Source organism: Amnibacterium endophyticum (assembly GCF_042680685.1).
Classification (GTDB): Bacteria; Actinomycetota; Actinomycetes; order Actinomycetales; family Microbacteriaceae; genus Amnibacterium; species Amnibacterium endophyticum.
Genome location: NZ_JBHUEA010000007.1, coordinates 26,117 through 47,599, shown reverse-complemented (window position 1 = coordinate 47,599; position 21,483 = coordinate 26,117). Strand labels below are relative to the sequence as shown.

Genomic DNA, 21,483 nt, shown 5'->3' with positions numbered 1-21,483 from the left:
CGGCGAACGGCCTCCAGCCGGGCGCCGACGAACGTTCACGCCATACACGGAAAGCAGAGGTGGACCGTGCCGGTCTCCATCAAGCCGCTCGAGGACCGCATCGTCATCAGCCAGGTCGACGCCGAGCAGACCACGGCCTCGGGCCTGGTCATCCCGGACACCGCGAAGGAGAAGCCCCAGGAGGGCGAGGTCGTGGCCGTGGGCCCCGGCCGCATCGACGACAACGGCAACCGCGTGCCGCTCGACGTCGCCGTCGGCGACCGCGTCATCTACTCCAAGTACGGCGGCACCGAGGTCAAGGTCTCGGGCGAGGACTACCTGGTCCTCTCCGCCCGCGACGTGCTGGCGGTCGTCGTCCGCTGACGACGCATCAGCAGGAAGGGGCTCGCGCCGACGGCGCGGGCCCCTTCTCGCGTTCCCGCCGGTCCGCGTCGCCCGATGACGACGGCGCGCGCCGGCGGACGGCCGGCGTCGTCCCGCAGCAGTAGCGTCGTCCGGTGCCCGACGAGACCAGCTCGCGACGAGCCGGTCTCGCCTACGGGATCGGCGCCTACGCCCTCTGGGGCGCGATGCCCGTCTACTTCCTGCAGATGCGCCCCGCCGGCCCGTTCGAGATCGTCGGCTGGCGCATCCTCTTCTCCCTCGTCTTCTGCGCGCTGCTGATCGTCGCGACGCGATCCTGGCAGCGCCTCCGCGCGGTGCTGCACGACCGGCGAGCGGCGCTGCTCTTCGGGCTCGCCGGTGCGCTCGTCTACATCAACTGGACCATCTACGTCGGCGCCACCACCACCGGGCACGTCGTGGAGGCGGCCCTCGGCTACTTCATCAACCCGATCGTCACCGTGCTGCTCGGCGTCGTGGTGCTGCGGGAGCGGCTGCGCCCCGGGCAGTGGGCCGCGGTCGCCGTCAGCGCGATCGCCGTCGTGGTGCTCGGCGTCGAAGGCGGCACGCCGCCGCTGATCTCGCTCGGCCTCGCCTTCTCGTTCGGGCTCTACGGCCTCGTGAAGAAGCGGGCCGGCGCCCGCGTCGACCCGCTGTCCGGGCTGACGCTCGAGACGGTCTGGCTCGCGCCGGTGGCGGTCGTGCAGCTGCTCGTCCTGGGCCTCGGCTCCGGGCTCGCGTTCGGGACGGCGGGGTGGTACCCGAGCCTCATGCTGGCCTCCGCGGGCGTCGGGACCGCGGTGCCCCTCCTGCTGTTCGCGTCGTCGACGCGACGGCTGCCGCTGTCCGTCGCCGGCTTCCTGCAGTACCTGGCGCCGATCCTGCAGTTCGCGACCGGCGTGTTCCTGCTGCACGAGCCGATGTCGCCCGGGCGCTGGGCCGGCTTCGCACTGGTCTGGACGGCACTGGTGCTGCTCGTCGGCGAGACCCTCCTGCACGGCGGACTCCGCCGCAGGGCGGCGCCCGTCCCGATCGCGTGACCCCTGCTTCGAGGGTCACGGATTGCTAACGATGGGCCGTATCCGCCCATTCTGGAAACATGCTTGGAACACGGCATCCCTACGGTTGCCGCACCGTGCTCCCCAGGGCGCGTCTGCCATCACACGACAGAACTGAAGGATCCGAATGCTTGGACACCTGCGTCAGGGCCGCCGCCTCGCCGCCCTCGCCATCGGCGCCACGGCCGCGATCAGTCTCGCCGCCTGCTCCGGCACCTCCCAGAGCGGCAACAGCGCCGCTCCGTCCACCGGCGCGTCCTCCTCGGCGTCCACCAGCGCCGAGGCGCTCCCGGCCGTTGCGACCTGCACGGGCAACGAGGACGAGAAGACGACCTTCAAGCTCGGCACCTTCCTGCCGCTGACCGGCTCGCTCGCCTTCCTCGGCCCGGCCGCCGTGGCCGGCTCCGGCCAGGCGCTGTCCGAGATCGCCGCCGCCGGCGGGGTGAACGGCGAGGCCCCCTGCGTCCTCGGCGTCGACTCGAGCGACACCGACAACCCGACCATCGGGCTCAACAACGTCAAGAAGCTGCTCGCCGCGAACGTGTCGGCGATCCTCGGTGCGGAGTCGTCCAGCGTCACGCTGAACGTGCTGCCGACCGTCGAGGCGCAGAGCACCGTGATGTTCTCCCCGGCGAACACCGCGGACGAGCTGTCGGGCGCCTCGAAGTGGTACTTCCGCGACGCGCCGAACAACACGGTCGAGGGCAACGCGCTCGGCCAGCAGATCGTCACCGACGGCCACAGCAAGACCGCGATCCTCGTCTTCAACGACGCGTACGGCACCAACCTCCGCGACGCGACGCAGAAGGCGATCGAGGAGGCCGGCGGCTCGGTCGTCTACGGCGCCAAGGGCAAGGGCCAGGAGTTCCCGTCGACCGAGACCAACTTCAGCGGCATCGTCTCCGACGCCCTCGCGACGAACCCCGACTCGCTCGTCATCATCGCCTTCGCGCAGACGTACCAGATCCTCCCGGCGCTGGCCTCCGCGAACTTCGACTTCAAGAACGCCTACTTCGTGGACGGCAACCTGAACGACTACTCGAAGGACGCGAACGGCAAGGACACCTCCAGCCAGCCCGACCTGACGGGTGCGAAGGGCGCCACGCAGGGCGCGAACCCCTCCGAGGACCTGAAGAACCTGCTGACCGGCTGGTACAAGAAGAACGAGCCGAACGCGAAGCCGATCACGGCCTTCGGGTACGGCGCCGAGTCCTACGACGCCACGATGATCATGGCGCTCGCCGCCCAGCGGGGCGGTTCCTCCGACCCGGCCACGATCCAGGAGAACATCCTGCCGGTCACCGGTTCCGAGAACGGCAAGGTCTGCAAGACCTACAAGGACTGCCTCGACCTGCTGAAGGGCGGGACCAAGAACATCTGGTTCCAGGGCTACTCGGGCATCGGTCCGCTGAACGAGGACCACGACCCCTCGACCGGCTACATCTCGATCTACCAGTACGAGGGCAAGTCGCCCAGCAAGTTCCTCCAGGCCGTCAAGGGCTGATCAGGGGATGAACACGGGGCCCGGCCGGCATCACGCCGGCCCGGCCCCGATCCCGGTCCTGCCCGTCCACGACCGAGCGGAGCGCCGCCGTGCCTTCTTCCGTCCGTAACGCCCGCACCCGCCGGGCCAACCCGCTGATCCTCCTGCTCGCCCTGCTCGGCGCCGCGCTCGCGGTGCTGACCGGAGCGGCCCCCGCCACCGCCGCGACGACGCCGTCGCCGACGCCCAGCTCGTCCGTGACGGGGAGCCCGACGCCGAGCCCCTCGGCCAGCGTCGTCGAGAACGCCACCATCCAGGCCGTCGCACCGCCCTGCCGCGTCGACGCGGGGTCGGGCTGCATCGCCGGCACCCTCCGCGACGGCAACGGGAACGCCGTCAAGGGCGTGCGGGTGGCCGTGAGCACCTCCTCCGGCGACACCGCCACCGCCACCTCCACCGCGACCGGGCAGTTCGCCTTCAAGGTCAGCGAGAGCGGCACCTACAACCTCACGGTGAACCGCGGCACGCTGCCGAACGGGGTCACCGCGCCGGAGAACACCCGCCAGGTCCAGGCCGTCGTCGGCGCGCTCCGCGCCGCCTTCTTCCCGCTCGAGGGCACCTTCAGCGGCTCGGAGGCGACGGGGACGCAGCAGAACAACTCGTTCCTCGCCCGCGCCTGGCGCCAGGTGTCGCAGGGGCTGCTGCTCGGCCTGCTGCTCGCCCTCGCCGCGATCGGCCTGTCGTTGATCTACGGCACCACGGGCCTGTCGAACTTCGCGCACGCGGAGCAGGTGACGCTCGGCGGCCTGCTCGGCTACCTCTTCGCCATCCAGCTCGGGCTGCCCTTCGTGCTCGCCACCGTGCTGGCGGTGATCTGCTGCGCCGCGACGGGCTACGTGCAGGACCGGTTGCTCTGGTCGCCGCTCAGACGCAAGGGGCTGCCCCTGACGCAGCTGATGGTCGTCACCATCGGTCTGTCGCTCGCGGCCCAGTACCTGTTCCAGTACCTGTTCGGCCCGCAGGTCCTGCCGGTGTCGAACAGCATCCAGCGCAACACGGGACCGCTCGACATCACGCCCGCCGCGTACTGGTCGATGCTCGTCTCGATCGTGGTGCTCGTGCTCGTCGGTCTCGCGCTGCAGCGGACCCGGCTCGGCCGGGCGGCCCGCGCGGTCGCCGACAACCGGGCGCTCGCCGCCGCCTCCGGTATCGACGTGGACTTCGTCATCCGCGTGATCTGGACCGTGGCGATGGGGCTCGCGGGACTCTCCGGCGTCCTCTACGGCCTCGTGTACGGCGGCGTCTCCTGGAGCACCGGCGTCGCCCTGCTGCTGCTGCTCTTCGCGGCGGTCACCCTGGGCGGACTCGGCACCGCGTTCGGCGCTCTGGTCGGGTCGCTCGTGATCGGCCTGGTCGTGCAGCTGTCGACCCTGTTCCTGTCCAACAACGTCAAGTACGCGACCGCGCTGCTGATCCTCATCGTGGTCCTGATCTTCCGGCCCCAGGGCATCCTGGGCCGGAAGGAACGCGTCGGCTGAAGGGCGTCCCATGTTCATCTCAGACCTCTTCGTCGGCTTCGGGGCGCAGATCCTGTCGTCGGTGACCGCAGCCTTCGCGCTGGCGGCGATCGGCCTCAACATCCACTTCGGGTACACGGGCCTCGTGAACATCGGTCAGGCCGGCTTCATGCTGCTCGGCGCCTACGGGCTCGCGCTCACGATCCGCTACACCGGCAGCTTCGTGCTCGGGGTGATCGCGGGCGTGCTCGCGGCGGTGATCTTCGCGTTCATCCTCGGCCTGCCGACGCTGAAGCTGCGCGGCGACTACCTGGCGATCGTGACGATCGCCGCGGCCGAGATCGTGCGGATCGTCGGCGGCGACCAGGCGCTCGCGCCGGTCACCGGCGGCGTCGCGGGCATCCAGGGCAGCCAGTACCAGCCGGCCTTCACCGCGCTGTCGCCGTTCGGCCCGTCCGGCACGTTCACGATCGGCCCGTACACCTACCCGCTCAGCGCCGGTGACAGCTGGTGGCTGCGGATCGTGGGCTGGGGCCTCGTCGGACTGGCCGTGGTGCTCGTGCTGCTGCTCATGCACAGCCCGTGGGGCCGGGTGCTGCGCGGCATCCGCGAGGACGAGGACGCCATGCGCAGCCTCGGCAAGAACGTCTACCTGTACAAGATGCAGAGCCTCGTGCTCGGCGGCGCGATCGGCGCGCTCGGCGGGATGGTCTACGTGCTGTCCGCGTCCGTGCAGCCCGACTCGCTCGGTCGCACGACGACGTTCCTGCTCTACACGGGCCTGCTGCTCGGCGGCGCCGCGACGGTCTTCGGGCCGGTCGTCGGGGTGATCCTGTACTTCATCATCATCTCGGCGCTGCAGGCGTTCGTCGGCGAGTTCGTGCCGACGACCATCGTCAGCGCGCAGCAGATCCCGCAGATCACGTTCATCCTGGTCGGGATCGGGCTGATGCTGCTCGTGATCTTCCGCCCGCAGGGCATCCTGGGGAACAAGAAGGAGCTGCGGTTCGGTGACTGAACCGCAGCGGCAGGGAGCGTTCCGATGACCGAGACCGCCGTCCGCGCGTCCGACGCGGACTACCCGTACGACCGGCAGGCGCTGCGCGCCGAGCTCGACCAGGTGCCGCAGGAGCCCGGCAGCGCCAAGCCGCAGCCGATCCTGGCGGTCGACCACGTGGTGCGCCGCTTCGGCGGCATGACCGCGGTGGACGTCGACCACCTCGAGGTGCAGCGGGGGGCGATCACCGCGCTGATCGGCCCCAACGGTGCGGGGAAGACGACCTTCTTCAACCTCATCACCGGGTTCGACCGGCCGAACTCTGCGAAGCCGCGCTTCGGCGGCGGCGCGGGCCCCTTCGCGGGCTGGCGGTTCCAGGGCCGCAGCCTGACGGCCACCAGCGCGTACAAGGTCGCCGAGTCCGGGATGGTGCGGACCTTCCAGCTGACCAAGGCGCTCGAGGCGATGACGGTCATGGACAACATGCTCATCGGCTCGCAGAGCCAGCCGGGGGAGCGGCTGCTCACATCGCTGGCGCGGCCGGCCTGGCGCAAGCGCGAGGCGGAGATCCGCGAGAAGGCCGACGAGCTGCTCGCCCGCTTCAAGCTGGACGCGAAGAAGGACGACTACGCGGGCAGCCTGTCCGGCGGGCAGCGCAAGCTGCTCGAGATGGCCCGGGCGCTCATGAGCGACCCGGCGATGATCATGCTCGACGAGCCGATGGCGGGCGTGAACCCGGCGCTGACGCAGTCGCTGCTCGGGCACATCCAGGACCTGCGCGACCGCGGCACCACCGTGCTGTTCGTCGAGCACGACATGCACATGGTCCGGCACATCTCCGACTGGGTCGTGGTCATGGCCGAGGGGCGCATCGTCGCCGAGGGGCCGCCCGCCACGGTCATGGAGCACCAGGCCGTCGTGGACGCCTACCTGGGCTCGCACCACGACAAGGACCTCGGCGACGACAGCGTGCTCGACGAGGACTTCGAGAAGGCGGCGGCCGAGGAGGCCGCCGAGCGCGCGGAAGGGTCTGCCTGATGGTCGAGTACACCGGGACCGGTGCGCCGGTCGTCGACGCGCAGCACCTCGACGCGGGCTACCTGCCGGGGATCAACATCCTGAACGACTGCAGCCTGCAGGCGTACCCGGGCGAGCTGATCGGCATCATCGGCCCGAACGGGGCCGGCAAGTCCACCCTGCTGAAGTCCCTCTTCGGGCTCGTGCCGGTGCGCAGCGGCACCGTGACGCTGAACGGCGAGGACATCACGAACCAGAAGGCGAACCGCCTCGTGCAGGCCGGCGTCGGCTTCGTGCCCCAGACGAACAACGTCTTCCCCTCGCTCACCATCGAGGAGAACCTGCAGATGGGGCTGTACCTCCGGCCGCGCAGGCTGTCGGAGCGGCTCGAGGCGATCTACGACCTCTTCCCGGTGCTCGGGCAGCGCCGCAGCCAGCGCGCCGGCGGCCTCTCGGGCGGCGAGCGGCAGTCCGTGGCGATGGCGCGGGCGCTCATGATGGAGCCGTCCGTGCTGCTGCTCGACGAGCCGTCGGCGGGGCTGTCGCCGGTGCGGCAGGACGAGACCTTCATCCGCACCCGGAAGATCAACCGCACCGGCGTGACCGTGATCATGGTCGAGCAGAACGCGCGCCGCTGCCTGCAGATCTGCGACCGCGGCTACGTGCTCGACCAGGGGCGGAACAGCTACACGGGGACCGGCCGCGAGCTGGCCGACGACCCGAAGGTCATCGAGCTGTACCTCGGCACCCTGGCGAAGGACCTCGACGAGGAGCCGAAGAGCGCCTGAGGGCTGTGCTCGTCGGGATCCGGCGGATCGACTGTGCTGGTCGTGACCCGGCGATCGGTCCGCTCGGCGACCGCTTCGCGGCCCCCTCGTGGGCCGATGGCAAGCGGCTCCTCCGTCGCCGCGCCGCCGGGCGCCGCTTCGCGGCGGGTCGCTCCGCTCCCTCCGCTGGCGCCGTGGCCGGGCTTGGCTGTCGGCGCCCTGAGCGCCGATCGGCGACGAGCGGCGGGCGCCGACTGGCGCTCAGGCCGCACGTCGGGGCCTGTGGGGGCCGCCCCGGAGCGGGCGGCCGGGGCCGCGCGCGCTCCTAGCATGGGAGGGCGGGAAGATCCCCGCCGATCCGCGAGTTGGGAGCATCCATGGCTGACGATCCGTTCGGGTTCCTGGGGCTGACCTACGACGACGTGATGCTGCTGCCCGGGCACACCGACGTCATCCCGAGCGAGGCCGACACGTCGACGCGGCTGACGCGGAACATCCGGATCGCGTCGCCGCTGATCTCCTCCGCGATGGACACGGTCACCGAGTCCCGCATGGCGATCGCGATGGCCCGCCAGGGCGGGCTCGGCGTGCTGCACCGCAACCTGTCGATCGCGGACCAGGCGAGCCAGGTCGACCAGGTGAAGCGCAGCGAGTCGGGCATGATCACGCACCCCGTCACCACGACGCCCGACGCGACCGTGGCGGACGTCGACCGGCTCTGCGGGCACTTCCGCGTGAGCGGCCTGCCCGTCGTCGACGAGGGCGGGCACCTCGTCGGCATCGTCACGAACCGCGACATCCGCTTCGTCTCGCCGTTCGAGAAGGAGACGACGAAGGTCGCGGACGTCATGACGAAGCAGCCGCTCGTCACCGCGAAGGAGGGCGTCGACCCGGACGACGCGATCGGCCTGCTCGCGCAGCACCGGATCGAGAAGCTGCCCCTCGTCGACGACGAGGGCCGGCTCACCGGCCTCATCACGGTCAAGGACTTCGAGAAGAGCGAGCGCTACCCGAACGCGACGAAGGACGAGGCCGGCCGGCTGCGGGTCGCCGCGGCGATCGGCTTCTTCGGCGACGCCTGGGAGCGGGCGATGTCCCTGGTCGACGCCGGTGTCGACATCCTCGTCGTCGACACGGCGAACGGCGACAGCGCCGGCGTCCTCGACATGATCCGGCGCCTGAAGGCGGAGCCACGGGCGAACGGCGTCGACGTCATCGGCGGCAACGTGGCGACCCGCAGCGGTGCGCAGGCCCTGATCGACGCCGGCGTCGACGCGGTCAAGGTCGGCGTCGGGCCGGGCTCCATCTGCACCACCCGCGTCGTGGCCGGCGTGGGCGTCCCGCAGGTGACGGCGGTGTACGAGGCGTCGCTCGCGGCGCGCGAGGCCGGGGTGCCCGTGATCGCGGACGGCGGCCTGCAGTACTCGGGCGACATCGCGAAGGCGCTCGTGGCGGGTGCCGAGTCCGTGATGCTCGGCTCGCTGCTCGCCGGCACCGACGAGAGCCCCGGCGACCTGATCTACGTGAACGGCAAGCAGTTCAAGACGTACCGCGGCATGGGTTCGCTCGGCGCGCTGCAGACCCGCGGGAAGAAGACCTCCTACTCGCGCGACCGGTACTTCCAGGCCGACGTCCCCTCGGACGAGCAGCTGATCGCGGAGGGCATCGAGGGCCAGGTGCCCTACCGGGGGCCGGTCGGCAGCGTGGTCTACCAGCTGCTCGGGGGCCTGCGGCAGTCGATGTTCTACGTGGGGGGCCGCACGATCCCGGAGCTGCGGGAGCGCGGCCGCTTCGTGCGCATCACCGCGGCGGGGCTGAAGGAGTCGCACCCGCACGACGTGCAGATGGTGGTGGAGGCGCCGAACTACCGCCGCTGAGCCCGAGCCGGAGCCCGCACGGCAGGCTGGGGGCATGGCCGATCAGCACTACCTCGAGGCCGGCGGGGTCGGCGTCCTCGTCGACCTCGCCGAGGGCGACCCCGCGATCGTGCACTGGGGCGCGCCCCTCGGCGCGGACCTGCCCGACGCGGCGCTGCTGCAGGCGACCGCCGTGCCGCCGTCGAGCTTCGACGCTCCGGTCCGGCAGTCGCTGCTCCCGCAGCGGTCCCGCGGCTGGCGCGGGCGTCCCGCGATCCGCGGGGCGCGCGCCGACGGCACCGGCTTCTCGCCGCGGCTCGTGCTGACGGGCAACGAGGGCGACCGGACGCGCCTCTCGCTCGGGCTCGCCGACGACGAGGCCGGGATCGCGGTCGAGCTGCGACTCGTGCTGACGGACTCCGGTGTGCTGCTGCTCGACGGCGCGCTGCACAACACGGGTGCGGACGCGTACGGCCTCGAGCGGTTCGACCTCGCCCTGCCGGTGCCGCCCCGCGCGAGCGAGTCGCTGGACACGACGGGACGCTGGGCGCGCGAGAAGCACCCGCAGCGGCGCCGCATCGATCAGGGCACCTGGGTCCGCAGCGGTCGGCACGGGCGCACGGGCCACGACGCGCCCGCCGTCATCGCCGCCGGGGAGGCGCGCTTCGGCTGGCGTCGGGGCGAGGTGTGGGCGCTGCACCTCGGCTGGAGCGGCGGCCACGAGTCCTTCGTGGACCGGCTGCCGAGCGGCCGGACCGCCATCGGTGCCGGCGAGCTGCTCGAGCCCGGCGAGATCGTGCTCGGACCGGGGGAGCGGTACGCGACCCCGACCGCCTACGCGGCCTGGTCCTCCGGCGGCCTGGACGGGATCAGCGACCGCCTCCACGCCTGGATCCGCTCCCGGCCGCAGCATCCGTCGACCCCTCGCCCCGTCGTGCTGAACACGTGGGAGGCGGTCTACTTCGACCACGACCTCGACGTGCTGCGCGAGCTCGCGGACGCCGCGGCCGAGCTCGGCGTCGAGCGGTTCGTGCTCGACGACGGCTGGTTCGGCAACCGCCGGCACGACCGCGCCGGGCTCGGCGACTGGTGGGTGGACCCCGCCGTCTGGCCGGACGGCCTCGCCCCGCTCATCGACCACGTCCGATCCCGCGGCATGCGGTTCGGCCTCTGGGTCGAGCCGGAGATGGTCAACGAGGACTCGGACCTCGCCCGGGAGCACCCGGACTGGATCGCTCGCCCGGGCGAGCGGACGTCCCTCGAGTGGCGGCACCAGCAGGTGCTCGACCTCGTGCACCCGGAGGCGTTCGCGCACGTGCTCGGGCGGCTCGACGCGCTGCTCGCCGAGCACGACATCGCCTACCTGAAGTGGGACCAGAACCGCGACCAGCTCGAGCTCGGGCACGACGGCCGGGCGTCCGCGCACGCGCAGACCCTCGCCGCCTACCGCCTGTTCGACGAGCTGAAGCGGCGCCACCCGGCCGTCGAGATCGAGTCCTGCTCGTCGGGCGGCGCCCGGATCGATCTCGGGATCCTCGCGCGCACGGACCGCGTGTGGACGTCGGACACGAACGACGCCCTCGAGCGGCAGGCGATCCAGCGCTGGACGGAGCTGCTGCTGCCGCCGGAGCTGGTCGGCGCGCACGTCGGGCCGACCACCTCGCACAGCACCGGTCGCACGCACGACATCGGCTTCCGGACGGCGACCGCGCTCTTCGGGCACCTCGGCATCGAGTGGGACGTGCGCACCGCGACGGAGGACGAGCGGCGCGGCCTCGCCGAGGCGATCCGGCTCTACAAGGAGTGGCGCTCCGTGCTCCACACGGGCCGCCTGGTCCGCGCCGACTCGCCGGACCCGTCGGTGCAGATCACCGGCGTCGTCGCGGCGGAGGGCGACCGCGCCCTGTTCTCGTGGGCGCAGCTGACGACCTCCGAGTTCGAGACGCCGCTGCCGCTGACGATCCCGGGCCTCGACCCGGATCGGCGCTACCGCGTGCGCCTCGCGCTGCCGGTCGGCGGTCACGAGGTCACCCAGCGGCTCGCACCCGCCTGGCTCGAGGACGGCGTCGTGATGTCCGGCACGGCTCTCGCGCTGCTCGGGCTGCCGATGCCCGTGCTGAACCCGGAGCACGCGCTGCTCGTCGCCCTGGAGGCCGCACCGTGAGCGGTCCCCGCGAGGTCGTCGGGACGCTCTGCTTCCGCCCGCTGGGCTGACCCCGGTCGCCGCGGGGCGTCAGGTCGAGGCCGGCGCGCCGCAGCAGAGCTCGTCCGCGAGCCGGAGCACGCTGCGCTCGGCGTCGGTGGCGGCGATGGCGCGGGCGAGCCGCGCGGTGGCGCGGCGGTGCCGGCCGTGGTCGTCGAGCACCTGCAGCACCGCCTCCCGGATGCGCTCCGGCGCGGGTCGCTGCGCGCGGAGGTCGAGGCCCGCACCGGTCCAGGCGACCCGCGCGTTCACCTCCGCCCGGTCCTCGGTCGTCCCGGCGACCACGAGCGGCACGCCCCAGCGCAGCGCGTGGTGGACGGAGCCGAAGCCGCCGTTCGTCACCATCACCGCGCAGCTCGGCAGCAGGTGCTCGTACGACATGAAGCGCTCGACGCGCGCGTTGGCGGGCAGCGGGCCGCCGTAGGCCGCCTCGACGACGTCGGGCGCGGGGCCGCCCGTCGTCGCCACCACGAGCAGGTCGTCCCGGTCGGCGAGGGCGCGCAGGGTCGGGACGACGAGCTCGGTGAGGTCGCCGTTCGCGTAGGTGCCCTGCGTGACGTGGACGATCCGCCGGGCGTCGCCGTAGTCCCACCACGACGGCAGCGCGAACCCCGGCGGCGGCGGCAGCGGCCCGACGAACCGCACCTTCCGCGACAGCGCCCGGCGCGGGTACTCGAACCCCGGCACAGTGGTGTGGGCGTACGCGTCCGCGACGAGCGGCAGGTCGAACAGCGACCCGGTCGGCCGGGAGCCGGTGAGCCGCTCGAGCTCGGCGTGGAACGCGCGCCGCACCCCGCCGAGCACGGTCGCCTCCGCGGCGGCCCACAGCGCCGCGTTGCGGAGCACGCCGCGCGCGCCCGGCGCGGGCGGCAGGCCGCTGCCGTAGGGCGCGGTGTCGACGCTGCGGAACGGCAGGGGGAAGAAGCCGACGACGAGCACGGCGGGGCGCTCCTCGCGCGGCAGCAGGCTCATGGCGACGGCCCCGACGAAGAGCGGCTCCGTGACGACCAGGTCGAACCGCAGCTCGTCGTGCAGGGCGCGGACCGCGCGGTGGTCGGCCTCCACCGTGTCGAGGAACAGGGTGCGGAGGACCCGGCCGAGCTCCCGCACCCCGCTGCGCCGATCCGGGTCCGAGACGCGGGACGCGGGCACCGCCTCGTCGTAGGGCAGGCGGACGAACGTCGCCCCGGCCGCCTCGACGCGCTCGCGGTAGGTCTCGCCACCGAGGAACCAGACGGCGTCGCCCCGGGCGGTCATCGCCCGCACGAGCCGCAGCATCGGCAGCACGAACCCGTCCTGGCGCGCGCTGGTGACGAGGACGCGGCGCACGGCACCACCGTGGCAGCGCGGAGGCCCGCGGGACGCCGGGGCGCGCCGGGCGGTCCCCCGCCGGACGCGGTCGGGGCCGCAGGACGCGTCGATACAGTTGCGCACCGTGAGCATGGACTTCGAGATCGGCCGCGCGAAGCGGGCCAGGCGGGTCTACGCCTTCGACGACGTCGCCGTCGTGCCGTCGCGGCGCACGCGCGACCCGGAGGACGTGTCGACGGCGTGGTCGATCGACGCCTACCGCTTCGACGTCCCCTTCCTCGCCGCGCCGATGGACTCCGTCACCTCGCCGGCGACCGCGATCGCGATGGGCCGGCTCGGCGGCCTCGGCGTGCTGAACCTCGAGGGCATCTGGACGCGCTACGAGGACCCCGAGCCGCTGCTGCAGGAGATCCGCGAGCTGCCCGACGACCGCGCGACCGCCCGGATGCAGGAGATCTACCGGGCGCCGATCCGCGCCGAGCTGATCACGGCGCGGGTCGCGGAGGTCCGCGCCGCCGGCGTCCCGGTCGCCGCGGCGCTCTCGCCGCAGCGCACGCAGGAGTTCTTCCAGACCGTCCTCGATGCGGGGGTCGACCTGTTCGCGATCCGCGGCACGACGGTCTCGGCCCAGCACGTCTCCCAGCGCAGCGAGCCGCTCGACCTCCGCCGGTTCATCTACGAGCTCGACGTACCCGTCATCGTGGGCGGCGCGGCGACCTACACCGCCGCCATGCACCTGATGCGGACCGGCGCCGCCGGCGTGCTCGTGGGCTTCGGCGGGGGCGCCGCGACGACCACCCGCACGAGCCTCGGCATCGCCGCGCCGATGGCGTCGGCCGTCGCCGACGTCGCGGGCGCGCGCCGCGACTACCTCGACGAGTCGGGCGGTCGCTACGTGCAGGTGATCGCGGACGGCGGGCTCGGCAACTCCGGCGACATCGTCAAGGCGATCGCCATGGGCGCCGACGCGGTGATGCTCGGCAGCACGCTCGCCCGCGCGGCGGAAGCGCCGGGCGGCGGCTGGCACTGGGGCGCCGAGGCGCACCACGACCAGCTGCCACGCGGCCGCCGCGTCCGGGTCGGCACCGTCGCGCCGCTGCAGGAGGTGCTGTACGGCCCGGCGCACCTGCCGGACGGCACCGTGAACCTGGCGGGCGCGCTGAAGCGCTCGATGGCGACGACCGGCTACTCCGACGTGAAGGAGTTCCAGCGCGTGGAGGTCGTCGTCGCGGACTCCTTCGGACGCTGAACATCCGTGCAGATCCCCGTGATCGGAAGGGCGCCCTCGGGGGGCGCGCGTAGCCTCTCCGGTCTACGGGAGGAGCGGCGATGACGGCGACGGGAGACCTGGGTCCGGCTCAGCGGAGCGCGGCGATCGAGGCGATGAGGACTCGCGAGTTCGACGTGCTGGTGATCGGCGGCGGCATCGTCGGCGCGGGGTCGGCGCTCGACGCGGTGACGCGCGGGCTCTCGACAGCGATGGTCGAGGCGCGGGACTGGTCGGCGGGCACGTCCAGCCGGTCCTCGAAGCTGGTGCACGGCGGCATCCGGTACCTCGAGCAGCTGAACTTCGGCCTGGTGCGCGAGGCGCTGATCGAGCGCGGGCTGCTGCTGCAGCGCATCGCGCCGCACCTCGTGAAGCCGGTGAAGTTCCTCTTCCCGCTCACGCACCGGGTGTGGGAGCGGGCCTACATCGGCGCCGGCATGGCGATGTACGACGCGTTCAGCTGGACGGGCGGCCGCCCGCCCGGCGTCCCGCACCACCGCCACCTGTCGCGCAGGCAGCTCTACAAGGCGATCCCCGCCCTGAAGAAGGGCGCGATGATCGGCGGGATGACCTACTACGACGCGCAGGTCGACGACGCGCGCTACGGCACCATGGTCGCCCGCACCGCCGCGCGCTACGGCGCCGAGGTCGCGACCCGCGTGCGCGTCGAGGGCTTCGCCAAGGAGGGCGAGCGCGTCGTCGGCGCCGACGTCGTCGACCTCGAGACCGGCGAGCGGTTCCGCATCCGCGCGCGCCAGGTCGTGAACGCGACCGGCGTCTGGACCGACGACACCCAGGCGCTCGCGGGCGAGCGGGGCGAGTTCCACGTCCGCGCCTCGAAGGGCGTGCACCTGGTCGTGCCGCGCGACCGCATCCGCTCGTCGATGGGCATGATCCTGCGCACGGAGAAGAGCGTGCTGTTCGTGATCCCGTGGGGCCGGCACTGGCTCGTCGGCACGACGGACACCGACTGGAACCTCGACAAGGCGCACCCGGCGGCGACCGCCGCGGACATCGACTACATCCTCGACCACGTGAACGAGGTGCTGGCGGTCCCGCTGACCCGCGACGACGTCGAGGGCGTCTACGCGGGACTCCGCCCGCTGCTGGCGGGCGAGAGCGAGCAGACCAGCCAGCTGTCGCGGGAGCACCTCGTCACCCACCTGGTGCCGGGGCTCGTCATCATCGCGGGCGGCAAGTGGACGACCTACCGCGTGATGGGCAAGGACGCGATCGACGAGGCGGCGAGCGCGCTCGACGACCGGGTGCCCGAGTCCGTCACCGAGAACGTCGCGCTGGTCGGCGCCGAGGGCTACGAGGCGGCCTGGAACCAGCGCCACGTCACCGCGAAGCGCACCGGGGTGCACCCGGCACGGATCGAGCACCTGCTGAACCGGTACGGGACCCTCGCGAACGACGTGCTCGCGCTCATCGAGCAGCGGCCGGAGCTCGGCGAGCCGGTGCCCGGAGCCGACGACTACCTGCGGGCCGAGCTGGTCTACGCCGCGGCGAACGAGGGCGCCCTGCACCTCGACGACGTGCTCGCGCGCCGCACCCGGATCTCGATCGAGGCGTGGGACCGCGGGGTCTCGGCCGCCCCGGTCGCCGCGGCGCTGATGGCGGAGGTGCTCGGCTGGGACGCGGAGCACGAGGAGCGCGAGGTCGCGACGTACCTCGAGCGGGTCCGCGCCGAGCGCGAGAGCCAGACCATGCCCGACGACGAGTCCGCCGACCGGGTGCGGCTCGAGGCGCCGGAGATCGTGCAGGCCGTGTGACGGACGACGTCGCCGCGGACCGGACGCTCGCGCGGGAGTACCTGACCCCGCGGTCGCTCGGGCTGCTCGTCGTGTTCCTGCTGCTCGCGGGCGTGTTCGCGGGGCTGATGCAGTGGCAGCTGTCCCGCGCCGTCGACCGCGGCGTCGTCGAACGTCGGGCGACCGAGCAGGTCGTGTCGCTGTCGAGCGTCGCGCGCCCGGACGCGCAGCAGACCGATGCGTCGGTCGGGCAGTCGGTGTCGGCCGAGGGGCGGCTGGTGCCGCAGGACACCTTCGTCGTGGGCGACCGGCTGAACCGGGGGCAGCGCGGCTGGTGGGTGGTCGGCCACGCCGCCCTCGACGACGGGTCGCAGCTCGCGCTCGGGCTCGGCTGGGCGCCGACGGAGGAGGCCGCGCGCCGGGCGGCGGACGAGGTCCGCGCCGCCCCCGCCGAGCCGCGCGACTTCGTCGGCCGGTACGTCGACAGCGACGGCGCCGAGCCGACGGCCTCCGGCGACCCTCGCGCGCTCGTCGGGGTCTCGACCGCGCGGCTCGTGAACCTCTGGACGCTGCCGGCGGACGCACCCGTGTACGAGGGCGTGATGACGCTGCGCCAGGCGCCGGCGGGCCTCACCGCGATCTGGTCGCCGAAGCCGGGCGAGCAGGTCGAGCTGAACCTGCTCAACGTGCTGTACGCGGTGGAGTGGGCGCTGTTCGCGGTGTTCGCGCTCTACATCTGGTACCGGCTGGTGCGGGACCGCTGGGAGGCCCGCCAGCAGCCGGTCGACGAGGACGAGCGCGTCCCCGTCGACGCCTAGCATCGACGATCGTGCCGACGCGACCGCTGCGGGTGCCACCCACCCGCGACTTCCCGACGATCCGACGCAGCCTGACCTTCTACAAGGTCTTCGCGTACGCGACGGGCACCTTCCTGCTGCTCGTCTGCCTCGAGGTCGTCGTCCGCTACGTGTTCAACACCGAGGTGCTGATCGGCGGCCCGCTCGGCCCGGTCGCCCTCGTGTCGCAGGCGCAGGCGCAGTCCGTCGGCGGCTTCAACCTGGGGCTCGCCGTCCTGATCACGCACGGCTACCTCTTCATCGCCTACCTGATCGCCGACTTCGTGCTGATCACGGTGATGCGCTACCCGATCACCCGCTTCATCGTCATCGCGGCGGGCGGCGTCGTGCCGGGGCTGTCCTTCGTGATGGAGCGTCGCGTCCACCACGAGGTCGCGGCCTACCTGGCCGAGCGCGAGCGCGCCGCCGTCTGACCCTCCCTTGAGTCCGTTCTGAAGGTGATCCGGCGAAGCCGGATCACCTTCAGAACGGAAGTGCGCGGGCGACGTGGGCCGCGGCGGCCGCGTTCGCCCGGATCGCGGCCGTGCGCGCGTCGTCCTGCAGGGCGAGGCGCGCGAGGAACGTCCCCACGTGCACGTCGCCGGCGCCGTTCGTGTCGACCGCGCGCACGGCGGGGGCGGGCAGGTGCTCGACGGGGGCGCCGCGCAGCGCGAGCAGGCAGCCGGCGGCGCCGAGCCGGACGACCGCACCCCGGCGGGCGGTGCCGGCGAGCAGCCGCGCCGCGTCCGCCGGCTGGCCGAGCCCGGTCGCGGCCCTCGCCTCGGCCTCGTTGCCGCTCCACCAGTCGAGCCGGGGGAGCAGCCGGGCGAGCGCCTCCGCCGGTGCGTCGGCGCCGAACGGGCCGGGGTCCAGCAGGACGACGGCGTCCTGCGGCAGCGCGACGACGGCGTCGACGACGGCAGCGGCCCTGCCGGGGGCGACGAGGCCGTAGCCGTGGACGTGCAGGTGGTCGCCGGACGCCCAGCGCAGCCCCTCGAGGGCAGGGGCGGCCGACTCCGCGCCGGGCACGGTGGCGAACGTGCGCTCGCCGTCCGGCTCCACCATGGTCAGCACGTGGCCGGTGTCCATGCCCGGTACCGCCGGCAGCGGCACCTCGATCCCGTGGGCGTCGAGCGCCGCGCGCACCAGCGCGCCGAACGGCCCGCTGCCGATCCGGCCCGCGTACACGGCGGGGACGCCCTCGACGGCGGCCGCGACGACCGCGCGGAAGCCGCCGCCGCCGACCTCGATCCCGCCGCCGCGCGCGAGCACGTCGCCGCCGCGGTCCGGCAGGTGCGGCACCCGTGCGACGACGTCGACCATCGCGTTGCCGACGGTGACGACACGACGGCTCATCGCAGCGCGAGCAGGGCGTCGGCCCGGCCGGCGAGGTCGAGCCCGTTCACCGCGAGCACCGTGCTCACCGCCTCGGCGGGGAAGGCGCTCGCGCCGTGCAGCGCCCCGGCCATCGCGCCGGTCATGGCCGCGATGGTGTCGGTGTCGCCGCCGAGCTCCGCGGCGGCGCAGCACGCGGCCCACGGGTCGTCCGGGTGCAGCAGCAGCATCGCGAACGCGGCCGGCACGGACTCCTGCGTCGCCAGGCTGGTGCCGATCAGGGCGACGACCCCGTCGACGGCGCGGGCCGCGTCCTCGTTCAGCGCGAGGTCGGCGGCCCAGAGCATCCGCGCCGCGACCTCGGCCCCCGCGGTCCAGCGGCCGAGGCTCGAGGCCTCGCGCGCGACGTCGAGCGCGAAGGCGAAGGCGGGCGCGAGGGCGAGCCCTTCGACGCCGGCGCTCACGGTCGCCGCGACCGCCGCGGCCCCGCTGATCGCGACGGAGGTGTGGTGGCTGACGAGGCAGGCGGCCTCGACCCGCTCCAGCAGCCGGGGGTCGTCCGGGGCGCAGGCGACGCCGACCGGGGCGATGCGCATCGCCGCGCCGTTCGTGGTCCCCTTCGCGCCGGCGAACTCGGGCGGGACGCCCTGCCGCACCGCCTGCACCGCGGCGCGGGTCGACGGGCCGAGCAGGTCGAGCGAGCCGGCCGCCCGCATGCGGTCCTCCCACTCGCCCAGGCGCTCAGCGAGCACGGCGGGATCGACGCGGCCCCGGCCCTCGACCAGCAGGTCGGCGAGCAGCAGCGCCTGGTCGGTGTCGTCCGTGACGTGCCCGGCGGGCAGGCCGTGCGCGAGCGGGTGCTCCGCCGGCGCGTCCCGGAAGCCGGTCACGCCGCCGGCGGCCCGGATCTCGTCCCGCGACAGGGTCTGCGTCGGCATGCCGAGCGCGTCGCCGATCGCGAGCCCGACCAGCGCCCCCAGGGCGCGATCGCTGCGGTCCACGGGACCTATGGAAGCAGCAGTCCGCCCACCTCGGCGACCTCGATCAACGGGGCGTACAGGCGCATCGCGTCGAGGGCGCGTCGGTGGTCCGCCTCCGAGACCCCCGCGCAGGCGTCGGCCGCGACCTGCACGAAGCGGCCCGCGTCCGCCGCGGCGAGCGCGGTCGACAGCACGCAGCAGTCCGTGGACACCCCGGCGAGCACCAGCCGCTCGGCGCTGCTGGTCGCGGCGTCGAGGTCCTCACCCCACTTGCCGAAGGTCGTGGCCGAGACGACCGGCGCCTCGCCCGGTTCGATCGTGAGGTCCCACATCGCGTCGTCCGCCGGCCGCAGCTGGTCGGGCCAGGCGCGGTAGTACGGCGCCCAGGCGCCCTCCGGGGTGGGCGGCGCGACGAACCGGGTGAAGACGGTGCGGCCGGCGAAGGCGGGCAGCAGTCGTGCGACGCCCGCGGCGGCGTCCGCGTAGCCGGGCGTGGCCCACGCGCTGCCCGGCTCCGCGAACACGCGCTGCATGTCGATGACGACGAGGGCCGTCCCGCCGGTCATGCGCGCTTCGGCAGCGGCTGGGCCTCCTGCCGCCGCACCGCACCGCGGGTCGCGAGCAGCGTGCCGACGAAGCCGATCGCGAGCGCGAGCAGCACGCCGAGGTTCGCGTACTGCCAGGCGCCGGTGCGCCCGCCGATGGGGCCCAGCAGGTAGCCCTGCCAGGCGAAGGCTGGCGTGTCGCTCGTCACGAGGCCCCAGCCGAGCGCGGTCGAGCCGAGGACCAGCAGCACCGCGGACCAGCGCACGGCGCCGTAGCGGCCGCGGGCGGTGAGCAGGTCGGCCTCCGCGTACGGGCGCCGGCGCAGCACCACGTCGGCGACGAAGACGCCGCACCAGGCGGCGATCGGCACCCCGAGGGTGATCAGGAAGCTCTGGAACGGCGTCACGAAGTCCGGCGCGAAGAAGGCGACGTAGATCGTGCCGGCGATCACCAGCACGCCGTCGATGCCGGCCGCGACGAAGCGGGGGACCGGGACGCCGGCGGACAGCAGCGCGAGCCCGCTCGAGTAGATGTTCAGCACGCTGCCGCCGACCAGGCCGAGGATCGCGACGATCGCGAACGGGACGAGGAACCAGGTGGGCAGCAGCGTCGTGAGCGCGCCGACCGGGTCCGCGCCGATGGCCTCCGACAGCTTGGGGGAGGAGCCGGCGAGCAGCAGGCCGTAGACCACGAGGATGATCGGCGCGACCGCGCCGCCGAAGGTGGTCCAGCCGAAGACGCCCTTGCCGCTGGCGCTGCGCGGCAGGTACCGGGAGTAGTCCGCAGCCGCGTTGACCCAGCCGAGGCCGAATCCGGTCATGACGAACACGAGGGCGCCGATCACCGCCGTCGCCGGTGCGGAGGGCAGCGACGCGACGGTGCCGAGGTCGATGTCGCCGGCGGTCAGCGCGATGTAGACGACCGTGAGCACGCCGGTGATCACGGTGATCCACTTCTGCAGCCGCAGGATCGCGTCGAAGCCGAGCACGCCGGCGCCGACGGTGAGCGCCGCGACCACCACGAGGGCGACGACGCCCGTCACCGGCCCGAGGTCGATCCCGAGCTCGGTGAAGACGGTGGAGGTCGCGAGCACCGCGAGCGAGGTCAGCGCGGTCTCCCACCCGACGAGCAGGATCCAGGAGATCGCGGCGGCGAGGCGGTTGCCGTGGACGCCGAACGCGGCGCGGGACAGCAGCATCGTCGGCGCGGATCCGCGCCGGCCGGCGAGCGCGACGAGGCCGCAGAGCGCGAACGAGATCACGACGCCGATCACCCCGACGAGTGTCGCCTGCCAGAACGAGATCCCGAACCCGAGGATGAACGAGCCGTAGCCGATGCCGAGCACCGACACGTTCGCCGCGAACCACGGCCAGAAGAGGTCGCGGGGCCGTCCCCTCCGCTCCGACTCCGCGATGGTGTTCAGGCCGTTCGCCTCGACGCCCGCGGGCGCCGCCGGCGAGGCGGTGGGCTGGGTGGCGGTCATGTGAGCAGCTCCTGTCGTGCGGTGGACCGGTAGAGGGCGGGCGGGCGGTGCCGCACGCCGGACTGGAGGCCGCCGGTGCGGGTCACGGTGCCCGTGGCCTCGACGCGGCGGCGGAAGTTCGCGGGGTCGAGGCGGCGGCCGAGGATCGCCTCGTGCACCTCGCGCAGCTGGGCGAGCGTGAACTCCTCGGGCAGCAGCGCGTGCGAGATGCGGGTGTACTCGAGCTTGGCCTTCAGGCGCTTGACCGCCCAGCCGACGACCTCGTCGTGGTCGAACGCGAGCGGCGGCAGCGCCTCGACCGGGAACCAGGCGACGTTGACGTCGTCGAGGGTGCGGTCGGCCTCGTCGGTCCGCACGAGCGCCCAGTACACGATCGAGACGAGGCGCTCGGCACCGCCCCGGTCGACCGCGCCGAAGGTGTACAGCTGCTCGAGGTGCCGTGGGTCGAGCCCTGTGGTGGCGGCGAGGTTCCGGCGCGCGGCCTCGCGCAGCGACTCCTCCGGGGCGAGGGGTCCGCCCGGCAGCGCCCAGCGACCGAGGTGCGGCTCCCGCACGCGGCGGACGAGCGGCAGGTGCAGCGCGGGCTCGCCGTCCGCCTCGCGCAGGCCGAAGATCACGGTCGACACCGCGACCGCGACCGGCTGCGCCTCCGTCATGGCCCGCCCCTTCGTGTGCGCCTGACTCGAACCCGC

General features: G+C 73.4%; 19 protein-coding genes. 13 read left to right on the top strand and 6 right to left on the bottom strand.

Features of this window, described 5'->3' with window-relative positions; all coding sequences use genetic code 11:
- The first annotated feature begins 66 nt into the window (after positions 1-66).
- From groES to ACFSBI_RS06030, 9 genes are all read left to right on the top strand, one after another.
- The gene (gene groES, locus ACFSBI_RS06070; protein WP_377933058.1) at positions 67-363 is read left to right on the top strand and encodes a co-chaperone GroES; all 297 of its coding nucleotides are present in this window, start codon (positions 67-69) and stop codon (positions 361-363) included.
- A gap of 134 nt (positions 364-497) precedes the next feature.
- Positions 498-1,421, top strand: a complete 924-nt coding sequence (rarD, locus tag ACFSBI_RS06065; protein WP_377933056.1) for an EamA family transporter RarD — start codon at positions 498-500, stop codon at positions 1,419-1,421.
- A gap of 145 nt (positions 1,422-1,566) precedes the next feature.
- Positions 1,567-2,943, top strand: a complete 1,377-nt coding sequence (locus tag ACFSBI_RS06060) for an ABC transporter substrate-binding protein (protein WP_377933054.1) — start codon at positions 1,567-1,569, stop codon at positions 2,941-2,943.
- A gap of 89 nt (positions 2,944-3,032) precedes the next feature.
- The gene (locus tag ACFSBI_RS06055) at positions 3,033-4,460 is read left to right on the top strand and encodes a branched-chain amino acid ABC transporter permease (RefSeq protein ID WP_377933052.1); all 1,428 of its coding nucleotides are present in this window, start codon (positions 3,033-3,035) and stop codon (positions 4,458-4,460) included.
- Positions 4,461-4,470: 10 nt separating this feature from the next.
- Positions 4,471-5,457, top strand: a complete 987-nt coding sequence (locus ACFSBI_RS06050) for a branched-chain amino acid ABC transporter permease (RefSeq protein ID WP_377933050.1) — start codon at positions 4,471-4,473, stop codon at positions 5,455-5,457.
- 24 nt (positions 5,458-5,481) lie between these two features.
- On the top strand, positions 5,482-6,474 hold the full coding sequence (locus ACFSBI_RS06045) for an ABC transporter ATP-binding protein (protein WP_377933048.1): 993 nt from the start codon (positions 5,482-5,484) through the stop codon (positions 6,472-6,474).
- Entirely contained in the window at positions 6,474-7,241 is a 768-nt protein-coding gene (locus tag ACFSBI_RS06040) for an ABC transporter ATP-binding protein (RefSeq protein ID WP_377933046.1), read from the top strand. Before ACFSBI_RS06045 ends, ACFSBI_RS06040 begins: the two co-directional genes overlap by 1 nt.
- A 356-nt stretch (positions 7,242-7,597) precedes the next feature.
- Positions 7,598-9,097, top strand: coding sequence for an IMP dehydrogenase (guaB, locus tag ACFSBI_RS06035; RefSeq protein ID WP_377933044.1), 1,500 nt, complete (start codon positions 7,598-7,600; stop codon positions 9,095-9,097).
- Positions 9,098-9,131: 34 nt separating this feature from the next.
- Positions 9,132-11,240, top strand: coding sequence for an alpha-galactosidase (locus tag ACFSBI_RS06030; protein WP_377933042.1), 2,109 nt, complete (start codon positions 9,132-9,134; stop codon positions 11,238-11,240).
- A gap of 69 nt (positions 11,241-11,309) precedes the next feature.
- Here the strand turns inward: ACFSBI_RS06030 and ACFSBI_RS06025 are convergent, their stop codons facing one another.
- The gene (locus tag ACFSBI_RS06025) at positions 11,310-12,608 is read right to left on the bottom strand and encodes a nucleotide disphospho-sugar-binding domain-containing protein (RefSeq protein WP_377933040.1); all 1,299 of its coding nucleotides are present in this window, start codon (positions 12,606-12,608) and stop codon (positions 11,310-11,312) included.
- A gap of 112 nt (positions 12,609-12,720) precedes the next feature.
- Here ACFSBI_RS06025 and ACFSBI_RS06020 point away from each other — a divergent pair, with 112 nt between their 5' ends.
- The 4 genes from ACFSBI_RS06020 (at position 12,721) to ACFSBI_RS06005 (ending at position 16,881) form a co-directional block, all read left to right on the top strand.
- Positions 12,721-13,839 (top strand): GuaB3 family IMP dehydrogenase-related protein, encoded by a 1,119-nt coding sequence (locus ACFSBI_RS06020; RefSeq protein ID WP_377933221.1) that lies wholly within the window; start codon positions 12,721-12,723, stop codon positions 13,837-13,839.
- A gap of 80 nt (positions 13,840-13,919) precedes the next feature.
- A complete protein-coding gene (locus ACFSBI_RS06015) occupies positions 13,920-15,632 on the top strand; it encodes a glycerol-3-phosphate dehydrogenase/oxidase (RefSeq protein ID WP_377933038.1) in 1,713 nt (570 codons plus the stop codon).
- Positions 15,629-16,429, top strand: a complete 801-nt coding sequence (locus ACFSBI_RS06010) for an SURF1 family cytochrome oxidase biogenesis protein (protein WP_377933036.1) — start codon at positions 15,629-15,631, stop codon at positions 16,427-16,429. Before ACFSBI_RS06015 ends, ACFSBI_RS06010 begins: the two co-directional genes overlap by 4 nt.
- A gap of 11 nt (positions 16,430-16,440) precedes the next feature.
- Positions 16,441-16,881 (top strand): DUF3817 domain-containing protein, encoded by a 441-nt coding sequence (locus ACFSBI_RS06005; protein WP_377933034.1) that lies wholly within the window; start codon positions 16,441-16,443, stop codon positions 16,879-16,881.
- Between the two features lie 49 nt (positions 16,882-16,930).
- Here ACFSBI_RS06005 and ACFSBI_RS06000 read toward each other — a convergent pair whose 3' ends face one another.
- Genes ACFSBI_RS06000 through ACFSBI_RS05980 form a run of 5 tightly spaced genes read right to left on the bottom strand, consistent with a single transcriptional unit; the run spans position 16,931 to position 21,447 of the window.
- On the bottom strand, positions 16,931-17,803 hold the full coding sequence (locus tag ACFSBI_RS06000; protein ID WP_377933032.1) for a PfkB family carbohydrate kinase: 873 nt from the start codon (positions 17,801-17,803) through the stop codon (positions 16,931-16,933).
- Positions 17,800-18,783, bottom strand: coding sequence for an ADP-ribosylglycohydrolase family protein (locus ACFSBI_RS05995; RefSeq protein WP_377933030.1), 984 nt, complete (start codon positions 18,781-18,783; stop codon positions 17,800-17,802). The genes ACFSBI_RS06000 and ACFSBI_RS05995 overlap by 4 nt, the downstream gene beginning before the upstream one ends.
- 5 nt (positions 18,784-18,788) lie before the next feature.
- Positions 18,789-19,328 (bottom strand): cysteine hydrolase family protein, encoded by a 540-nt coding sequence (locus ACFSBI_RS05990; protein ID WP_377933028.1) that lies wholly within the window; start codon positions 19,326-19,328, stop codon positions 18,789-18,791.
- Complete coding sequence (locus ACFSBI_RS05985) at positions 19,325-20,791, bottom strand: purine-cytosine permease family protein (protein ID WP_377933027.1); 1,467 nt, start codon at positions 20,789-20,791, stop codon at positions 19,325-19,327. The genes ACFSBI_RS05990 and ACFSBI_RS05985 overlap by 4 nt, the downstream gene beginning before the upstream one ends.
- A complete protein-coding gene (locus ACFSBI_RS05980; protein ID WP_377933025.1) occupies positions 20,788-21,447 on the bottom strand; it encodes an NUDIX hydrolase in 660 nt (219 codons plus the stop codon). Before ACFSBI_RS05980 ends, ACFSBI_RS05985 begins: the two co-directional genes overlap by 4 nt.
- Between the last annotated feature and the right edge of the window lie 36 nt (positions 21,448-21,483).